This is a genomic window from Nocardia sp. CA-084685 (genome assembly GCF_050955785.1).
In the GTDB taxonomy this organism is placed as follows: Bacteria; Actinomycetota; Actinomycetes; order Mycobacteriales; family Mycobacteriaceae; genus Nocardia.
Genome location: NZ_CP192094.1, coordinates 360,746 through 378,784 on the forward strand (window position 1 = coordinate 360,746; position 18,039 = coordinate 378,784).

The window sequence follows — 18,039 nt, forward strand, 5'->3', positions numbered from 1 at the left end:
TGGCGGAAAATCGGTTGGCCGATCCCCGGACTGATGCCACGCTGAAATGTCGGACCCCGATGCGAACATCACCGGGGTTCGGTTCGCGACACAGCCAATCCAAGACGATCACGAGGGGGAGCTTTGTCCGTCACGCTCGATACGCCATTGGCCGACACGGAGGTCGACAGACCGCAGCGGCCCGCCGCCGCGGTGCCGGGCCGCCTGCAATCGCTGCGCCGGTTCTGGCCGTATCTGCGGCCGCATCGGTTCACCCTGCTCGGCGCTACCACGCTTGCGGTGCTCGCCACCCTGACGGCCATCGTGCTGCCACTGGTCATCGCGCGAATTATCGATGGCCCGATCCAGCGGCGCGATTTCGGCGGCGTCGTACTTCCGGTGCTGTTGGTGCTGACGCTCGGTCTGCTGGAAGCCTGCGGCGTATGGGGTCGGCGGTGGCTGATCGCCAAGCCCGCGGCCCAGTTCGAGATCGATATGCGCGCCAAGATATTCCGCAAGCTGCAGACGCTTTCGATCGGACGGCACGATGCCTGGGAGTCCGGCCAGCTGCTCTCGCGCGCGGTCGACGATATGGGCACCATGAAGCGGTTCGTCGCATTCGCGGGGCCATTCCTGATCATCCACTTCATCGTGATCCCGGTCGGTTTGGTGGTGCTGTTCGCGCTGAGCTGGCAGATCGGGTTGACCTTCGCGGTCATCGCTATCCCGCTTTCCTATGTCTGCCTGCGATTCGAGCGGCGCTACGGCCTAGCCGCGCGGCGCTCGCAAGATCAGGCCGGTGATCTGGCCACCACCGCCGAGGAGTCCGCACAGGGCATCCGGGTGCTGAAGGCATTCGGTCGCGGTGCGTTCTTCGGCGGGCGATTCACCGCGCAGGCGCGGGAATTGCAGCAGACCGAGCTGCTCAAGGTGCGGTTGGACGCCACTCTCTGGTCGGCGATGGTGTGTCTGCCGCAGCTGGCCATCGCTTTCGCGCTGGGTTACGGCGGTTACGCCGTCGCACACCACATGATGACGCTCGGCACCCTGGTCGCGAGCATCACACTGGCGACCTTCCTGCAGTGGCCGATCATCTGGACCGGCTTCCTGCTCGCCGAGTGGAACGATGCGCGCACGGCGGCGGACCGGTTCTGGGAGATCATCGACACCCCGGTCGAAATCAACGATCCCGCGGATCCGGTGGCGCTGCCCGAGCGGATCGTCGGTGAACTCACCATGCGCGGCGTGCGGTTCGCCTTTCCGGATGCGAAGGGCGAAGTACTGCACGATATTTCGCTGAAGGTGCGTCCGGGCGAGACGGTCGCGTTGGTCGGCGCGACCGGTAGCGGAAAGACGGCGCTGCTCAACCTGATCCCGCGACTCTACGACGTGACCGGCGGCGCCATCACCATCGACGGCATCGATATCGCGTCGATGCGCGTGTCCGATCTGCGTTCGCTGGTCTCGGTGGCGTTCGAGGAGCCGGTGCTGTTCTCGGCCAGTGTGCGGGAGAACGTCGCGCTCGGCGATCCCGAGGCCACCGACGACGATGTGCGGCGCGCGCTGGATGTCGCCCAGGCCACCGATTTCGTGAACGATCTGCCGTGGGGACTCGACACCCGAATCGGCGAGCAGGGGCTGAGCCTGTCCGGTGGTCAGCGCCAGCGGCTGGCCCTGGCCCGCGCGGTGCTGGCGCGCGCAAGCGCGGGGGAGCGGACTCGAACTCGAATCATGGTGCTCGACGATCCGCTGTCCGCACTCGATGTGGAGACCGAGGAGCGCGTACAGGAACGGCTGCGCACGGTGCTGGTGGGTGCCACCACACTGCTTGTCGCGCACCGACCTTCGACCGCAGCGTTGGCCGACCGGGTGGCCCTGCTCGCCGATGGCCGGATCGTCGCAGAGGGCGCACACGATCAACTTCTGAAAACCAGCAGTCGCTACCGCGAGCTGATGGGTGGTGAATCGTGACCACAACCGAAACCATCGTCCCCGCCGACGATTCGGCCGACCGCGACGAGGTCGCCGACTGGCGCGGCATCGCCAATGAGGACAAGGCGGTCACCGAGACCGGAAATCTGGTGCTGGCCGGTCGATCTCGGCGCTTGCTGTTGAGCCTGGTCCGGCCGTATCGCAAGCTCGCGGTCTTCGCCCTGCTGCTGATCGTGCTCGACAATGCCGCGATGGTGTCGGCGCCGCTGTTCGTCGCGCACGGACTCGACACCGGCATTGCCGCAGGTGCGGCGGGGAATTGGGCGCCCTTGGCGCGCACTGTCGCGGGTTACCTCGGGGCGGTTGGGCTCGGTGTCTGCACCACCTTCGTTTTCTTGCGGATTTCCGGAAGGCTCAGCCAGAGCGTGCTTTTCGATCTGCGGGTCCGGCTGTTCGCGCATATGCAGCGGCTCAGCGTGGCCTTCCACGAGCAGTACACCTCCGGCAAGGTCGTCGCGCGACTGACCGGTGATATCGAAACACTGCAGCAGTTGCTGGAGAGTGCCCTGAATCAGGCGCTGAGCGCGATTCTTTCGGTGTTGACCATCGCGGTCCTGTTGATCTACCTCGATCAGACCCTCGCCGCGATCGTGCTGCTCGGATTCGTGCCATTGATGGTGGTCACCCGCTGGGCGCAGCGCAGGCAGCGGGCGGGATACCGGCGCACCCGCAGTGCCATCGCGAAGGTGGTCGTGCAGTTCGTGGAGTCGATGGGCGGCATGCGCGCGGTACAGGCCTTCCGTCGCGAGGCGCGCAACGAATCGGCGCTGGCCGTCGAGGACGCCGAATACCTGCAGGCGACCACCGCCGCCATGCGCGGCATGGGCGACTACGCCGGCCTCACCAAGCTGCTCGGCAATCTGACCACGGTAATCGTCATCGTGGTCGGCGCATGGCAGGTGATCGAGGGCAACCTCGCTGTCGGTGTCCTCGCGGCATACTTGTTGTACCTCAACGAGTTCTATGGTCCCCTCGATGAACTGGCTCAGGTATTCAACGCCTACCAGTCCGCGGCCGCGGCTTTGGAGAAGATCTCCGGTGTGCTGGAGGAGCAGCCCTCGGTTCGAGAACCGGAGGAGCCGGTCGCGTTGGTGAAGGCGACCGGTGCCGTGCGAATGGACCGAGTGTGGTTCGGCTACGGATCTCCGGGCACAGATCCGGGGGCACGCGAGTCGGCGCTCGTGAGCGACGGAGCGTCGGCCGAGGTCGACGGTGTTGTGCCGCACGCCGAGGAGCATGGCCGAGCGCGCCCGGTGTTGCCGGAATTCTCGTTGGAGATTCCGGCCGGGCAGGTGATCGCGCTGGTCGGTGCGACGGGGGCGGGCAAATCCACGTTGGCCAAGTTGCTGACGCGGTTCTACGACCCCTCCGGCGGCACAGTGACCTTGGACGGCATCGACCTGCGGCGGTTGTCCGATGCGGATCTGCGGCGCAATGTCGTGATGGTCACCCAGGAGTCGTATCTGTTCTCCGGATCGGTGGCCGACAATATTCGGCTCGGTCGGCCGCAGGCCAGTGATGCCGAGGTGTTCGCGGCGGCGCGTGCGGTCGGGCTGTACGACTTCGTCACCCAACTGCCGGAGGGCTTCGACACGGACGTGCGCAAACGCGGTGGGCGATTATCGGCGGGGCAACGTCAGCTGGTTGCGTTCGCCCGGGTGTTCCTCGCCGATCCCGCGGTGATCGTGCTCGATGAGGCCACGTCGAGCCTGGACATTCCGAGCGAACGGCTGATCCAGCGGGCGCTGGAGACGGTGCTGCGCGACCGCACGGCCGTGATCATCGCGCATCGGCTCTCGACGGTCGCCATCGCGGATCGGGTGCTGGTGCTGGAATCGGGTCGGATCGTCGAGGATGGCACGCCGAGCGAGCTCATCGCGGGCGCCGGCCGGTTCGCCAGCCTGCACGCGGCATGGCGTGAGGCGCTGGTGTGATGCCGGTGCATGCGTCCCTTACGGTAGATACGTGACGAACCCAGACCTCGGCCCCGACAGCCAACCGGCGACATCGCGGTGGCCGGCGATCCTCACGTGGCGCGCGCACAACGCGTCGCGGATGGAGTCCGTCCGCGTGACGCTCAACGGCAACCGCATCCGCGCCGCTGGTCGCATGATCGGCGGCGCGTGTGCCGACCATCCCGCGTTCAGCGCGTCCTATGACCTGGTCACCGACGAGAACGGTGTCACCAAGCGGCTATCGCTGCGCAGCACCACCGCCGCCGGAGAACGCCAGGCCTCGATCGCCAGGGACGAGGAGGACTATTGGCTCGTCGACGCCGGCGGCGGGCACGTCCGCTCCACCTTCGCCGGAGCCCTCGACGTCGACGTCGTGCTCAGCCCGTTCTTCAACACCCTGCCCATCCGCCGCTTCGGCCTGCAGAACGCCGTCGAGAACATCCAGGTCCCGGTCGTCTATGTCCGCCTCCCCGACCTTCTGGTCCAGGAAGCCAGCCTTACCTACAGCAGCGGCGCCACCGGCATCAGTGTGCTGTCCCCGGTCTCCAGCGCCACCGTCACCGTCGACGACGAGGGTTTCCTGCTCGACTACCCAGGCCTCGCCGAACGCATCTGATCGGGTGCCGCCACACTTCGGCGCGCCGCGCATGCGTGGCGCCGAAGTGTGCGCAGCGCTCTCCTGCTAGGGGCCTCGCCGTGCGCCCTTCGTCCGGGAGGCTGTCGCGGGCGGCGCTGAGTGCGGCGAGCGCCTCCCGAGCGCGTCCAGCTCGGCGGTGCCAGTCGGTTCGCAGATGGCGCGGACCAGATCGGGGGCGGTGGGGGCGACTCGGGTGCCGTCACGGAACGGGCCCGCGGCAAGTCCGAGCGCTGGGCAGTGCCTCCTCGTTGCGATCAGTCCAGTTTCGTGATCACTCCACCGCGCTGGCCTGCCTCGCGTAGCGCCTGCAACCAGTTGTGGTCGCCGGGGCGGATATCGGTGATCTCCCAGCGCTGCGTGGTTTCGTAGCGTTCGCGGCCGTCGTGCCCGGCTTCGACGAGGTCGACGAGGGTGCCTTCGTCGCGCAGGCTGTCGCGGGCGGCGCGCAGCACGGTGAGCGTCTCCTCGAGCACGTCGAGCAGGGCGGTGGCATTCGGTTCGCAGATGGCGCGGACCAGGTCGGGGGCGGTGGCGGCGACTCGGGTGCCGTCACGGAACGAGCCCGCGGCCAGTCCGAGCGCCAGGTCGCCGCCGGCCGCCCCGGCCACCGCCAGCGCCTCGGCCAGGACATGCGGCAGATGCGAGATCCGGGCCACCGCCCGGTCGTGCTCGTCCGCGACCACCGGCGTGACCACGGCACCGCAGGCCAACGCCAGCCGCACCACCTGAAGCCAGGGTTCGGGATGGGTGCCCTCGTCCACGCCGACCGCCCACACCGCGTCACGGAACAGGCCGGGATCGGTGGCGGCCCAGCCCGATTCGGAGGTGCCCGCCATCGGATGCCCGCCGATATAGCGAGCCGTGAGCCCATGCCTGCGCACCGCCTCGGCCACCGGTGCCTTGACGCTCACCACATCGGTGAGCGAGCAGCGCGGCGCGAAGGTCGCTACTTCGGCGAGGATGTGGTCCACCGCGGGCATCGGCACCGCGACCACGATCAGCGCATCGCTATCGGCGGCCCGGGTCAGCACATTGAGCAGATCCCCCGTGACATCGAATCCATCCGCCCGCGCGGCCTGCGCACCCGCCTCTGACCTGTTGTAACCCCACGCGTCATAGCCCGCGCCGACGGCGGCGCGCAGCAGCGAACCGCCGATCAAGCCTGTCCCGAGGACACACACCGGTGCTTTCTGGTCAGGAGTCATCGGAACAGATTCGCATACGACTTCAACATTTCGGCTCGAGCCGACTACCGTTGCGGCCATGGCAGCACAGCGCTCGGGCACGAACAAGGCTGCGTCGGATGATTACGACGACGTGGAAGGGTTCGCAGTGGCGGTTGTCCGCGAAGAAGGAAAATGGCGGTGCAGTCCGCTGAGTCAGGCGGCACTCACCGATTTGTCCGCAGCGGAAACAGAACTCAAGGCATTGCGCAGTTCCGGCGCGGTGTTCGGATTGCTGGATATCGATGACGAGTTCTTCATCGTGCTCCGGCCCGCGCCGAGCGGCACCCGGATGCTGGTCTCGGATGCGACGGCCGCGATCGACTACGACATCGCCGCCGACGTCCTCGAGGCCCTCAATATCGAAATTCCGGACATCGATCCGGACGAACTCGACGATGTCGAGCCATGGGAGGAGGGCGACCTCGGCGTCCTGGCCGACCTCGGCCTGCCCGAACCCGTGCTCAGTGTGATCCTCGCCGAGACCGATCTCTATCCGGATGAACAGCTCGGCATGATCGCCCAGCGGCTCGGCTTCGCCAACGAACTCACGGCGGTGCTGGACAAGCTGCCCCGCTGAGGTGGGCTTGCTCACCGACGACGCCGACATGGTCCGGGCCGCGATCGCCGCCGCAGCCGATGCGGGCGATCGCGACGTACCGGTCGGTGCCGTCGTCTTCGATGCCGACGGGCGCGAACTCGCGCGCGCGGCCAATGCCAGGGAGGCCCTCGGCGACCCGACCGCGCACGCCGAGATCCTCGCCCTGCGCCAGGCCGCCGCGGTCCTCGGCGACGGTTGGCGTCTGGAGGGATGCACACTCGCGGTAACCCTGGAACCGTGCACCATGTGCGCGGGCGCCCTGGTACTCGCCCGGGTCGGCCGCCTGGTCTTCGGCGCCTGGGAACCGAAAACCGGTGCCGTCGGCTCCCTTTGGGACGTAGTACGTGACCGCCGTCTCAATCACCGCCCACAAGTCCGCGGCGGCATCCTCGAAGCCGAATGCGCGGCGCTCCTCGACGCCTTCTTCCGCCCCCAACGCTGACCCCTTCCACCCCGCTCACAGCCGATTTAGCGATCCGCCCCCCGTCCGGTATGGTTGTCGGCGGTGGCGTGTCCGAGCGGCCTAAGGAGCACGCCTCGAAAGCGTGTGAGGGGTAACCCCCCTCCGAGGGTTCAAATCCCTCCGCCACCGCCGAGGGACCCGACCTGATACTCAGGCCGGGTCCTTTTCTATGCGGCGAGGGTATGTGCTCGTTCTATGCGGCGAGGGTATGTGCTCGCCGATATCGGCGGCATTTCGGTAGTCGATCTGGAAGCCGAAACTCGCGGGTTCGATGCCCGCGACCGGGCAGCGGCCTGCGCGCGGGCTTGCCCGTCGTTATGCAGGTAGCTACAGGTGTCCGGCGAACTTCGCCAGTCGCGCCGCTATCGGTTCGATGGCGTCGAGTTCGCCTGTGGTGACGGCGACTACGAAAGGGTGCGCGTTTCGAGCAGGGGCGCGTTCTCGAGCGTGACGCGGTCGTTGATGCCGGGGAACACGACCGACGGTGTCCATGCGGTCCGCTTGATGCCGTCCACGAAAGCACGATTCCGCGCGAGAGATTCGAGCAACGCAGCTGTTCTTTCACGGCTTGCGTTGGCCTTGGCGACAGCAGCGGTGGGCACAAGTTATCGCGGCCCGGCACAGCTTTCGGTCGGGTCCGGTGATCGATCGCTTCTAGTTCGCGTCCGGAAAAGTTTGGCGCACACCGATAGTGATCGCTTCGGCTTCGGGCAATCGGCGGCGTTGTACGCGCTCGAGCGCCTCCACGACGCTCGCGGTCCGATTGTCTCTGTGCGCATCGATGAACGTGACCACTTCTGGACGTCGGACGGCAATTTGGATCCTCATACCACCCATACCTCGATGGTAATCCCATGGCTCCCAAGTGATGCTCACTGATGCACAACCGATTTCGGCCGCACCAATTCACGATGCGGTCGGATCCTGCCGCCGCAGGACAACGGTCTGCCGGTCCAGGTCGACGCCGAAGCCAGGCGGCGCGCCTCGCTCTTGTTCGTCGCGCAGCATCGACACCGAGTCTCGGTGGTCCAGTTCCATGCGCTTGGTTCCGTAGAACATGGCGGTGAACTCGTCGGTGAAGGTGCCGGAGACGGGGGTGCGGCGTTTACGGCGCTTGCGCGTCAGGACTTCGTAGAGGGCTACGGCCATCAGGAGTAGGACCCACCCAGGGATGGACCAGCCCAGCAAATCCGCCATGTCGCTCCAACGCATCAGCCGGATGCGCAGTTCCTGGGTAAGTGGGCGGCGGGCGGGTATACGGCGATTAGGTGAGCGCGGGAAGGGTGCGCTGCGACGATGCGGTGCAGTCGAGCCGCGCGCGATTGATTCGCGAGAGTTAGATGAGAGAGCCCTATTTTCGATTCGGCAGTCTGCTGGTGCTGGTCTGGTTGGTGATCGGCGTCGTCGCCGCGGGACAGCGGCACTATTTCGACAGTGGTCCGGTCAATTGCGCCGGATTCGGCACGATTGCGGTGACGGTGATCGCCGGTCCGCTCAACTACATGGGCGTCAATCCGAAGATCGCCGATTGCAATGTGCCCCAACCAAGTCAGTAACGCCTGAGGGCTGAGCTTCGAGGGTTCGGCCACCCTCGGGGCCGAGGGCGTGCTCCGCCGGGCGGCGACATGCCGTGCGGTCGGGCGCGCCCGCCCGCCCGCGGCACGATGCGATAATTCGCTGAAACCCGTGCGCGCGATTCGCGGGAGAGATATGGGCGAAATGAAACTTGGCAGTGTGCTGATAGTGATCTGGTTGGTCATCGGTGTTGTGGCGTCGGGGCAGCGGCACTATTTCGACAGCGGTCCGATCAACTGTGCGGGCTTCGGCACGATCGCCCTGACTGTCCTCGCAGGCCCGCTCAACTACATGGGCGTGAACCCGAAAATCGCCGACTGCAACGTCCCGCAACCGAGCCCTTAGATTGGCACCTGATCCAGAACCCGCTGTGGTTCAGGAGCTCTCGTCGGGGCGCTGCCAGCCGTGCCCGTCGAGCCGCTGCCAGCTGCGCCCGTCGAGCCGCTGCCAGTCGCGCCCGTCGAGCCGCTGCCAGTCGCGCCCGTCGAGCCGCTGCCAGTCGCGCCCGTCGAGGCGCTGCCAGTCGCGCCCGCCGAGCCGTTGCCAGCCGCGCCCGCCGAGGCGATGATGACCAGGCCGATACCGGCGCACTGAACGAGCGCGAGATCTTCGCCGAGCAGAAGCAGTCCCGCCGCGGCCGCGATCGCCGGTTCCAGACTCATCAGCACACCGAAGGTGGCCGCTGAAATCCGCCGTAGCGCTTCGAGTTCGATGGTGTGCGGCACCAGCGACGAGAGCACCGCGACACCGGCGAGTGCCACGAGCACCAGGGGATCGAGCAGTGCCGGGCTTGCGTTCGCGAAGGCGACGGGTAGCACCAGTGTGCCGCCGAACGCCATTGCCAGCGCTAAACCGTCGTGTCCTGAGGTATGCCGGCCGACCACCTCGCTGCATGCGATGTAGGCACCCCACCCAGCGCCAGCGGCAATCGCGAACAGCACGCCGGTCCACGACACCGGACCACTGGTTTTCATCATCAGCAGTACACCCAGCCCGGCCACGAGCGTCCGCACCAGATCGCGCCGGCGGCGCGAGGCGATGACCGCGACGGTGAGTGGTCCGAGGAAATCCAGCGTGACCGCCATACCGAGCGGTATGTGTTCGAGGGCGGCGTAGAAGCAGAGATTCATCCCGGCGACGGCCGTACCGAGTCCGATGATGCCGGGCAGGGCCGCGCGCTGGACGCGCAGCGAGGGCCGCCACAGCAGCATTGCGATGGCGCCCGCGAACGCGAGTCGCACGCTTGCCGTCGTGCTGGCGCCGATGATGTCGAAGAGGTACTTGGCCAAGCCCGCACCCAGTTGGATACTGACCATAGCGGCGAGGATGAGGATGGGCGCGGGCACCGCGCGAGCCGTGCGTGGCTGAACCTTCACGGCCGAAAGCTAGGCGTCCTAAGTAAATGACAGTGGACCGGTCGGTTTCTCGAAAACGGTGCTTACCTTGCCGATCGATGCCTGATCTGTGGTGATCGGCACAAACGCTCATCCGGCTGGAGAGTGATCGTCTCGCCTGCGGGTATCCCGAGTTGGTACGCGAGTGTGAAAGGAAGCGATGACGATGCGCGAGCGTGTGACCCGCCCCAGACCAGCGCCTTCCGCTGGTGCGCGACTGTTCGGAATGCTTCTCCTGATCTGGCTGGCCATCGGTATTCTCGCCGCGGGTCAGCGCCATTACTTCGACAGCGCCCCGATCAACTGTGCTGGGTTCGGCACCATTGCCGTGACGGCGCTGGCCGGTCCGCTCAACTACATGGGTGTAAACCCCAAGATCGAGGAGTGTGACATCCCGGAGCCCAGCCAATAATGACCTGTCTCCCAGCGGAATTCGAGCGCCAAGCTGCGAAATCCACAGATAGCAGCCCGAATTCGTAGATCAGCCGGCCCGCACCGGCTGTCGCATCGTGTCGGGCATCGGCTGCCCAGTGCGACTCGGCCCCTTCCACATCGATATTCAGCACTCCACGCCCTTTGCCCGGCAACACCAAAAGCGGTGGGATCAAGGTCGATCGGACGATGCAAGCGTCCGGCTGCACACTAGCGGCCGAGGCGAAACCCATCTACTTCGTCCCCGGAACGCACTCGGCCCCGCACCCGAATCCGGGTGCGGGGCCGAGCCGCTTGCTCCGATCAGCTCACGCCGACCGGCACCTGCACCGTCTCCGCGGACCGCTGCTGCAGCTCACGCAGCTTCGCGCCCTCGACGTCGATATCCGGCAGGATCCGATCCAGCCACTTCGGAATCCACCAGGACCACTTGCCCATCAGCACCAGCAGCGATGGGATAACGACCATCCGGACGATGAACGCGTCGATCAATACGCCGGCCGCCAGCGCGAAGCCCATGGATTTCGCGGTGATATCGGTTTCCAGCAAGAAGGAACCGAATACGGCGATCATGATGATCGCGGCCGAGGTGACGACCCGGGCGCCGTGGTGATAACCGGCGACCATCGCATCCTTCGGCGACTTGCCGTTGACGAACTCCTCGCGCATCCGGGTCACCAGGAACACCTGGTAATCCATGGCCAGGCCGAACACCAGACCGATCAGCATGATCGGCAGGAAGCTGACCAGCGGATGCGGATCCTCGATCAGCCCGAGCTTGCCCTCCTGGAAGACCAGCACCGTCGCACCGAAAGTGGCCGCCATGGAGAGCAGGAAGCCGAGCGCCGCGGTCAGCGGCACCAGGATCGAGCGGAATACCAGGATCAGCAGCAGGAATGCGGCACCGGCCACGATCGCCAGATACGGCACGATCTTGCTCAGCAGCACATGGTCGACATCGGCGAAGATCGCCGTGGTGCCGGTGATGCCGTATTCGATGCCGTACTCGGACTGCATCTGCGCCTCGGCATCGCGGGCATCACTGACCAGATCCTTGGTGGCCTGGTTGTTCGGACCCGACTTGGGCACGCCGTCGAGCAGTGCGCCCGCCTTGTCCTCACCACTCCACTTGGGCTCGGTCACATAATCCATGCCCGAGTAGGACGCGAGCTTGGATCGCAGGGCGGTTACCGCGGCCTCGCGCCGGTCGGCGGGCACATTGGTGAGGTCGACCGCGACATTCAGCACGCCGTTGCTGCCCTCACCGAAGCCCTCGGTGCGCAGCTCGTAGGCCTTGCGGATGGTGGAGGTCTTGGGCTGGCTGTCATCGCCGGGCAAGCCGAGGTTCAGACCGGCGGCGGGTGCGGCGAGCAAGCCGAGCACGACCACGCTGAGCAGCAGTGTGACCGCGGGCGCCTTGCCGATCAAACGGCCGACACGCATGCCGTTGGTAACCGACTTGTCGTCCTCGGGATCGTGCTGGGCCACGATCGGCAACTTCGGCTTGAACAGGAACCGGCCGAACGCACCGAGCAGCGCTGGCATCAGCGTGATGGCGGTGAGCACGGCGAACGCCGCGGCGATCGCGCCACCCAGGCCCATGAAGGTCATGAATTGCACGCCGACGATGCTGAGTCCGCCGAGCGCGATGATGACGGTCAGACCGGCGAACACCACCGCCGAACCCGCCGTGCCGAGTGCGGTACCGGCCGCTTCCTCCGGCGAATCCTGCACTGCCAGTTCGTGTTTGTAGCGCGACACGATGAAAAGCGCGTAGTCGATCGACAGGGCGATGCCGATCATAGATGCGAGGAAGGTGGTGAAGCTCGGCACCTCGATGATCGAGGTACCGAGGAAGATCAGCGAGGTGGCCGCGCCGAGGCCGACGATCGCGGTGATGATCGGCACGAAGGCGGCGACGATGGCGCCGAAGGCGATGATCATGACGACCAGCGCGATGCCCATGCCGATCTGCTCGGACTTACCGCTGGGTCCCTCGTTCTTCTGCGCGATCGAACCGCTCATCTCCACCTGCAGCCCGGCATTGCGGGCATCGCTGGCCACGTTGTAGGCGGCCTCGCGCTGCGCGTCGGTGACGTCGGTGAACTTTTTGATGGTGAACGGAACACTGAAGAAGGCCACCGAATCGGGATCGGTCTTGCTGAGCACGTTCAGCGGTGCGCCACTGCACTTGGACGGATCCGGGTCGGTGACGCAGCCCGACTTCTCGGCGGCCTCGACCGGATTCATCACCGGCTTGCTGTGGTCGACGATGTCGAGCGCGCCGAGTTCGGCGATGAAGGCCTCCAGCGCCGCCCGGTTCGCCGGATCGGTCAGCTTCTGCCCATCGGGTGCGGCAACGACATAGGTGCCGGTGACGGCGTCGAATTTGAAGGCGTCGGAGGCGCCGGGAAAGTGCTTGTCGAGAATGTCGTTGGCACGGGCGGACGGCAGCGCCGGCATGCTGAAGTCATTGGTCATCGGCTCCTTGAGCTGCGCGCCGAGGCCGCCTAGCAGCAGGAAGAGGACAATCCAGACCGGAAGCACTATCCATTTCCGGCGGAAAGCGAACTTCCCCCATCTATACAGATAAACGGACACGAAGGGTTCTCCTAGCGATGGCGATGGCTGGTTACGTGCTGATTCGTGGCGCGTAGACAGCACTCGCGGGGATTGCCCTGCCGACCCCCGCCTCCATTGACGCTTTCTGCCTACCGTGCGGTAGGTAGACTACCCAGGGGCTAAGCGGAGGTACAACCTCAATTCTGGTGGCAACGTTAGCTCAGCGCATAAGTGATGAGAGGATCATCCCATGACCGTTCGTGACGCGGGCAACGCTGTTGTCGCAGGTGGCGGCACTAAAATGGCAATTCGCGATGCCGCGGTGAAGCTCTTCGGGGCCAAGGGATTCGAGCAGACGAGCCTGCGCGAGGTCGCGGATGCGGTAGGAATCACAAAGGCTTCGCTCTACTATCACTACGCCTCGAAGTTGGATCTGTTACTTGCGATCGTCGATCCGATCATCGATCACATGCGCTCGGTGATCGATGATATCGATGCGGTCCCACATGACGAGGAGGGCGTGCGAGCCGTTTTGCGCGCCTACTTGCGCGGCATGATCCGCCATCGCGACGCGGGTGCGCTGTGTGTGCGCGACACCGTCGCGATCATCAATGTCATGGCCGACCGGTATCCGGACATGCTGGATTCGACTCGGGTACTGCGCGAATGGCTCGCCGGACCGGGTGCCGACGATGTGGCCAAGCTGCGCGCCAGCGCGGCATTGGAAGTGCTCGGGGTCGCGCTGCTGTCCACCGAACTCGTGCCCGGTGTCGAGGATTCGGTGGTGGAGCGCACACTGCTGGACGCGGCCACCTGTGTTCTTACCGGCTGCCACACCGCGTAGATTCGTTCGAATACCGAACAGGCCAGGGAGTAGCCGCCGTGCACATCACCGCGAGGGTCGATTACGCGGTGCGGACCCTATTGGAGATCGCCCGCGCACCGCAGACCCACCGCGCCTCGGATCGGGTTGCCTTGCAGGTCGCGCCGGTGGTGAAGGCCGAGGCGATTTCGACCGCGCAGCATATCCCGCCCAAGGTGCTCGAAACGGTTCTCGCCGAATTGCGCAGAGCTGATCTGGTGACCAGTAGGCGCGGCCCGGACGGCGGCTATTGGCTGGCCCGCCCGGCCGCGCAGATCTCCATCGCCGATGTGATCCGCGCCATCGAGGGACCACTGGCCTCGGTGCGCGGTGAACGTCCGGAGGATGTGCGGTATCCGGGTGCGGCCGAACCGTTGCAGCGGGTGTGGATCGCCCTGCGGGTGAATATCCGTGCGGTGCTGGAGAACGTCTCCATCGACGACATCGCCGAGGATCGGCTGCCTGGATTCATCGGTGCGCTCACCGAGGATCCCGGTGCCTGGGCGCGGCGATAATTCGAATCTGGTCTTTCGGCCCGAAAGCCGCGCGCACCAACATCGGTGCTGGTCAGGAATGTTCGCGACGGACCACACGGAATGACGGTAGCCTCCTTTTCATTATGCTGATCAGACTGCTTCGCACTCATCTGGCCCCGTACCGGGCCCAATTGGCGGGCGTCGTCGGCCTACAACTCATCTCGGTCATCGCGATGCTGTACCTGCCGACCTTGAACGCCGACCTGATCGATAACGGCGTCACCAAGGGCGATATCGGCTACATCTGGACCACCGGTCTGTGGATGCTCGCGGTCACCGGTGTGCAGATCATCGCGTCGGCCTGCTCGGTCTATCTCGGTGCGCAGGCCGCGATGGGTGCGGGGCGGGATCTGCGCGGCGCGGTGCTGCATCGGGTCGGCACCTTCTCCGCGCGCGAGGTCGGCATCTTCGGCGCGCCCTCGCTTATCACCCGCAATACCAACGACATTCAGCAGGTTCAGCTGCTGATCGTGATGTCGGCGACCATTCTGGTGATGGCGCCGATCATGTGTATCGGCGGCGTCTTCATGGCGCTGCGCGAGGATCTCGGGCTGTCCTGGCTGCTGCTCATCGCGGTGCCCGCACTTGCCATTTCGATGGGCGTCATCGTGGCGAAGATGGTGCCCGGCTTCCGTGATATGCAGCACCGCATCGACGAGGTCAATCGGGTACTGCGCGAGCAGATCACCGGTATCCGCGTGGTGCGTGCGTTCGTGCGCGAACGGCAGGAGACCTGGCGCTTCGGGGTGGCCAATACCGAACTCACCGAATCCTCGCTGCGGGTCGGACGGCTGATGGCGCTGATGTTCCCGCTGGTGATGCTGATCAGCAATATCACCGCCGTCGCGGTGATCTGGTTCGGCGGACATCTGATCAACGAAGACAAAATGCAGATCGGCTCGCTCACCGCGATGCTGTCCTACATCTTGCAGATCCTGATGGCCGTCATGATGGCCTCCTTCCTGGCCATGATGGCGCCGCGCGCGGCCGTCTCGGCCGACCGGATCGGGGAGGTGCTCGAGACCGAGACCTCGGTGCTGCCGCCGCGGCTGCCGCAGGCGTTCAAAGGCGATCCGGCGCAGGTTGATCTGCAATTCGCCGAATTCGCGTTTCCCGGTGCGGAAAAGCCGGTGCTGTCGGCAATCCGGTTCCAGGTGGAGCCGGGGACGACCACGGCGATCGTGGGCTCCACCGGCGCGGGCAAGACGACACTGCTCAATCTGATTCCCCGGCTCATCGATGTGACCGATGGTGCGGTCTATATCGGCGGCACCGACGTTCGTCATATCGACCTCGAAGTGCTGCGCGAACAGATCGGGCTGGTGCCGCAGAAGGCATATCTGTTCTCCGGCACCATCGCCAGCAATCTGCGCTACGGCAATCCGGACGCCACCGACGAGGAATTGTGGCGATGTCTCGAGATCGCGCAGGCCGCCGATTTCGTGCGTGATATGCCTCAGGGTTTGCAGACACCGGTCGCGCAGGGTGGCACTACAGTCTCCGGTGGTCAGCGTCAGCGGTTGGCCATCGCGCGCGCGCTGGTGAAGAAGCCGCGGGTTTACCTGTTCGACGATTCGTTCTCCGCACTGGATGTCGCCACCGATGCCCGGCTGCGCGCGGCATTGCGGCCGGCGACCAGGGATGCCTCGGTAATCATTGTGGCGCAACGGGTTACCACCATCCGCGAGGCCGATCAGATCGTGGTGCTCGAGGACGGCGTCATGGCCGGGATCGGCACCCATGACCAGTTGATGCGCGATTGCGCGGAATACCAGGAGATCGTCGCCTCGCAGCTCGGCGCCGATGAGGCGGTGGTGCTCGCCAAGCGCAACGGATCGCCGCCCGATCCGAGCGGTGACGGGTATCGGACCCGGCAGGAGGAGATCCGATGAGACCCGGAGCGGTGAATCCCGGTGCGCCGGATGCGAAGGCGAAATCGTTCGGTCCGTCGCTGCAGCGGCTATTGCGCAGGTTGGCACCCGAGCGCGTTTATGTCGGCGTGATCGTCGCGCTCGCCATCGTCTCGGTGGTGCTGAATACGCTGGGCCCCTACATTCTCGGCAAGGCCACCAATGTGGTCTTCGACGGTGTGGTCGGTCGCCAATTGCCCAGTGGCATCACCAAAGAAGAGGCGATCCAGCAACTGCGGGCTTCGGGCAACAACACCCTCGCCGACATGCTCGGCGCCATGGATGTCATCCCGGGCGTCGGTGTGGATTTCGGCGCGGTCGGCCGGGTGCTGATGCTGGTGCTGCTGCTCTACATCGGCGCCGCGGTCTTCAGCTGGCTGCAATCCTTCTTGCTCAATATCGTCATCAACCGCACGGTGAAGCGGCTGCGCAGCGATGTCGAGGACAAGATCCATCGACTTCCGTTGCGCTACTTCGATTCCACGCCGCGCGGTGACCTGCTCAGCCGCGTCACCAATGACGTCGACAACGTGTCGCAGACCCTGCAGCAGACCATGAGCCAGCTGATCCTTTCGCTGTTCTCGGTGATCGGCATCCTGATCATGATGTTCTGGATCTCGCCGCTGCTCGCATTGATCGCCCTGCTCACCGTGCCCGCCGCGATCGTGGTGACCACGCAGATCGCCAAACGCTCCAAACCGCACTTCGTGAACCAGTGGAAGTACACCGGCATGGTGAACGCCCAGGTCGAGGAGGCCTTCACCGGGCACGAGGTGGTCACCGCATTCGGGCGCAATCGCGAGGTCGGACAGGAATTCGATAAGCGCAACAACGACCTCTACGAGGCGAGTTTCAAGGCGCAGTTCATCTCCGGGCTGATCATGCCATCGATCATGTTCCTCGGGAATGTGAACTTCGTGCTGGTGGCGCTGGTCGGTGGCCTGCGGGTGGCGACCGGCAATCTGTCGCTCGGTGAGGTGCAGGCCTTCATCCAATACTCCAGGCAGTTCAGTCAGCCGCTGACCCAGATCGGTGCGATGGCCAACCTGCTGCAATCCGGTGTCGCATCGGCCGAGCGGATCTTCGAAATCCTCGATGCCGAGGAGCAGTCGCCGGACCCGATCATGGAGAACACCAGGCCGGTCGATCGCGGCCGGGTCGAGTTCGAGGCGGTGTCGTTCCGCTACGAACCCGAGACGCCGGTCATCGAGCGGCTGTCGCTGGTCGCCGAGCCGGGACATGTGGTCGCCATCGTCGGCCCGACCGGTGCGGGCAAGACCACGCTGGTGAATCTGCTGCTGCGGTTCTACGAACTCGATGCGGGCACCATCACCATCGACGGCGTCGATATCACCGAAACCACCCGCGATCACCTGCGCTCCAGGATCGGCATGGTGCTACAGGACACTTGGCTGTTCAAGGGCACAATTCGGGAGAACATCGCCTACGGCAATCCGAATGCGAGCGAAGCGGAGATTCTCGAAGCCGCGCGCGCCGCTTATGTCGACCGCTTCGTACACGCCCTGCCGCACGGTTACGACACGGTCATCGATGAGGAGGGTTCGGGCGTCAGCGCTGGTGAGAAGCAGCTGATCACCATTGCCCGCGCCTTCCTGGCCAAACCGTCCATCCTCGTCCTGGACGAGGCGACCAGTTCGGTCGACACCCGCACCGAGGCGCTGGTCCAGCACGCGACCGCGGCGCTGCGTCGCGACCGCACCAGCTTCGTCATCGCCCATCGCCTGTCCACCATCCGCGACGCCGACCTGATCGTCGTCATGGAGGCGGGCCGCATCGTCGAACACGGCACCCACGAGCGCCTCCTCGAAGAACGCGGCGCCTACTACCGCCTCTACAACGCCCAGTTCGCCGCGGCCGCCGCCGACGCCTAGGTGGTAACGACTGCCGTCGGTGCGGC

The 18,039-nt window shown here is 65.4% G+C and carries 15 protein-coding genes, 1 tRNA gene and 1 pseudogene; 13 read left to right on the plus strand and 4 right to left on the minus strand.

Features of this window, described 5'->3' with window-relative positions; all coding sequences use genetic code 11:
- Window positions 1-123 precede the first annotated feature (123 nt).
- The 3 genes from ACQP2U_RS01600 to ACQP2U_RS01610 all read left to right on the plus strand — a co-directional run bounded on the left by ACQP2U_RS01600 (window position 124) and on the right by ACQP2U_RS01610 (window position 4,542).
- A complete protein-coding gene (locus ACQP2U_RS01600; protein WP_433713043.1) occupies window positions 124-1,950 on the plus strand; it encodes an ABC transporter ATP-binding protein in 1,827 nt (608 codons plus the stop codon).
- Window positions 1,947-3,905 carry an ABC transporter ATP-binding protein gene (locus ACQP2U_RS01605; RefSeq protein ID WP_433713044.1) on the plus strand — a complete coding sequence of 653 codons (1,959 nt, stop codon included), beginning with the start codon at window positions 1,947-1,949 and terminating at the stop codon, window positions 3,903-3,905. Before ACQP2U_RS01600 ends, ACQP2U_RS01605 begins: the two co-directional genes overlap by 4 nt.
- Before the next feature lie 121 nt (window positions 3,906-4,026).
- Window positions 4,027-4,542, plus strand: a complete 516-nt coding sequence (locus tag ACQP2U_RS01610; protein ID WP_397036614.1) for a putative glycolipid-binding domain-containing protein — start codon at window positions 4,027-4,029, stop codon at window positions 4,540-4,542.
- Between the two features lie 275 nt (window positions 4,543-4,817).
- Here the strand turns inward: ACQP2U_RS01610 and ACQP2U_RS01615 are convergent, their stop codons facing one another.
- Complete coding sequence (locus ACQP2U_RS01615; protein WP_433713045.1) at window positions 4,818-5,768, minus strand: prephenate dehydrogenase; 951 nt, start codon at window positions 5,766-5,768, stop codon at window positions 4,818-4,820.
- Window positions 5,769-5,826: 58 nt separating this feature from the next.
- On the opposite strand from ACQP2U_RS01615, the gene ACQP2U_RS01620 reads away from it, so the two are divergent.
- The 3 genes from ACQP2U_RS01620 to ACQP2U_RS01630 all read left to right on the plus strand — a co-directional run bounded on the left by ACQP2U_RS01620 (window position 5,827) and on the right by ACQP2U_RS01630 (window position 6,979).
- Window positions 5,827-6,366 (plus strand): tRNA adenosine deaminase-associated protein, encoded by a 540-nt coding sequence (locus ACQP2U_RS01620; protein WP_397036291.1) that lies wholly within the window; start codon window positions 5,827-5,829, stop codon window positions 6,364-6,366.
- Between the two features lie 28 nt (window positions 6,367-6,394).
- Entirely contained in the window at window positions 6,395-6,829 is a 435-nt protein-coding gene (locus ACQP2U_RS01625) for a nucleoside deaminase (RefSeq protein ID WP_397036612.1), read from the plus strand.
- A 62-nt stretch (window positions 6,830-6,891) separates the two neighbouring features.
- Window positions 6,892-6,979, plus strand: a tRNA-Ser gene (locus tag ACQP2U_RS01630).
- Between the two features lie 777 nt (window positions 6,980-7,756).
- Here ACQP2U_RS01630 and ACQP2U_RS01635 read toward each other — a convergent pair.
- Complete coding sequence (locus tag ACQP2U_RS01635) at window positions 7,757-8,047, minus strand: DUF6191 domain-containing protein (RefSeq protein WP_433713046.1); 291 nt, start codon at window positions 8,045-8,047, stop codon at window positions 7,757-7,759.
- Window positions 8,048-8,190: 143 nt separating this feature from the next.
- Here ACQP2U_RS01635 and ACQP2U_RS01640 point away from each other — a divergent pair, with 143 nt between their 5' ends.
- A complete protein-coding gene (locus ACQP2U_RS01640; RefSeq protein WP_397036287.1) occupies window positions 8,191-8,406 on the plus strand; it encodes a hypothetical protein in 216 nt (71 codons plus the stop codon).
- 163 nt (window positions 8,407-8,569) lie between these two features.
- The gene (locus ACQP2U_RS01645; RefSeq protein ID WP_364356943.1) at window positions 8,570-8,770 is read left to right on the plus strand and encodes a hypothetical protein; all 201 of its coding nucleotides are present in this window, start codon (window positions 8,570-8,572) and stop codon (window positions 8,768-8,770) included.
- Here ACQP2U_RS01645 and ACQP2U_RS01650 read toward each other — a convergent pair.
- Window positions 8,767-9,801: an EamA family transporter gene (locus ACQP2U_RS01650; RefSeq protein ID WP_433713048.1), complete on the minus strand. Its 1,035-nt coding sequence runs from the start codon at window positions 9,799-9,801 to the stop codon at window positions 8,767-8,769. The genes ACQP2U_RS01645 and ACQP2U_RS01650 overlap by 4 nt on opposite strands.
- A gap of 184 nt (window positions 9,802-9,985) precedes the next feature.
- Between ACQP2U_RS01650 and ACQP2U_RS01655 the strand changes: the two genes are divergently transcribed.
- Window positions 9,986-10,231, plus strand: coding sequence for a hypothetical protein (locus ACQP2U_RS01655; protein ID WP_397036284.1), 246 nt, complete (start codon window positions 9,986-9,988; stop codon window positions 10,229-10,231).
- Window positions 10,232-10,554: 323 nt separating this feature from the next.
- On the opposite strand, the gene ACQP2U_RS01660 is transcribed toward ACQP2U_RS01655, so the two are convergent.
- Window positions 10,555-12,852, minus strand: a complete 2,298-nt coding sequence (locus ACQP2U_RS01660) for an MMPL family transporter (RefSeq protein WP_433713049.1) — start codon at window positions 12,850-12,852, stop codon at window positions 10,555-10,557.
- Window positions 12,853-13,063: 211 nt separating this feature from the next.
- Here ACQP2U_RS01660 and ACQP2U_RS01665 point away from each other — a divergent pair, with 211 nt between their 5' ends.
- From ACQP2U_RS01665 to ACQP2U_RS01680, 4 genes and pseudogenes are all read left to right on the plus strand, one after another.
- Window positions 13,064-13,657 carry a TetR/AcrR family transcriptional regulator gene (locus ACQP2U_RS01665; RefSeq protein WP_433713050.1) on the plus strand — a complete coding sequence of 198 codons (594 nt, stop codon included), beginning with the start codon at window positions 13,064-13,066 and terminating at the stop codon, window positions 13,655-13,657.
- A gap of 38 nt (window positions 13,658-13,695) precedes the next feature.
- On the plus strand, window positions 13,696-14,190 hold the full coding sequence (locus ACQP2U_RS01670; RefSeq protein ID WP_433713052.1) for an RrF2 family transcriptional regulator: 495 nt from the start codon (window positions 13,696-13,698) through the stop codon (window positions 14,188-14,190).
- 104 nt (window positions 14,191-14,294) lie between these two features.
- A pseudogene (locus tag ACQP2U_RS01675) lies at window positions 14,295-16,022 on the plus strand (ABC transporter ATP-binding protein); the annotation flags it as partial.
- A 77-nt stretch (window positions 16,023-16,099) separates the two neighbouring features.
- Window positions 16,100-18,013: an ABC transporter ATP-binding protein gene (locus ACQP2U_RS01680; RefSeq protein WP_433713054.1), complete on the plus strand. Its 1,914-nt coding sequence runs from the start codon at window positions 16,100-16,102 to the stop codon at window positions 18,011-18,013.
- The last annotated feature ends 26 nt before the right edge of the window (window positions 18,014-18,039 follow it).

Bases quoted from the DNA above. Each gene is read 5' to 3' on its own strand.
- ACQP2U_RS01610 (WP_397036614.1), top strand. From the start codon at position 4,027: ATGGAGTCCGTCCGCGTGACGCTCAACGGCAACCGCATCCGCGCCGCT.
- ACQP2U_RS01615 (WP_433713045.1), bottom strand. From the start codon at position 5,768: ATGACTCCTGACCAGAAAGCACCGGTGTGTGTCCTCGGGACAGGCTTG.
- ACQP2U_RS01620 (WP_397036291.1), top strand. From the start codon at position 5,827: ATGGCAGCACAGCGCTCGGGCACGAACAAGGCTGCGTCGGATGATTAC.
- ACQP2U_RS01625 (WP_397036612.1), top strand. From the start codon at position 6,395: ATGGTCCGGGCCGCGATCGCCGCCGCAGCCGATGCGGGCGATCGCGAC.
- ACQP2U_RS01635 (WP_433713046.1), bottom strand. From the start codon at position 8,047: ATGGCGGATTTGCTGGGCTGGTCCATCCCTGGGTGGGTCCTACTCCTG.
- ACQP2U_RS01640 (WP_397036287.1), top strand. From the start codon at position 8,191: ATGAGAGAGCCCTATTTTCGATTCGGCAGTCTGCTGGTGCTGGTCTGG.
- ACQP2U_RS01645 (WP_364356943.1), top strand. From the start codon at position 8,570: ATGAAACTTGGCAGTGTGCTGATAGTGATCTGGTTGGTCATCGGTGTT.
- ACQP2U_RS01655 (WP_397036284.1), top strand. From the start codon at position 9,986: ATGCGCGAGCGTGTGACCCGCCCCAGACCAGCGCCTTCCGCTGGTGCG.
- ACQP2U_RS01665 (WP_433713050.1), top strand. From the start codon at position 13,064: ATGACCGTTCGTGACGCGGGCAACGCTGTTGTCGCAGGTGGCGGCACT.
- ACQP2U_RS01680 (WP_433713054.1), top strand. From the start codon at position 16,100: ATGAGACCCGGAGCGGTGAATCCCGGTGCGCCGGATGCGAAGGCGAAA.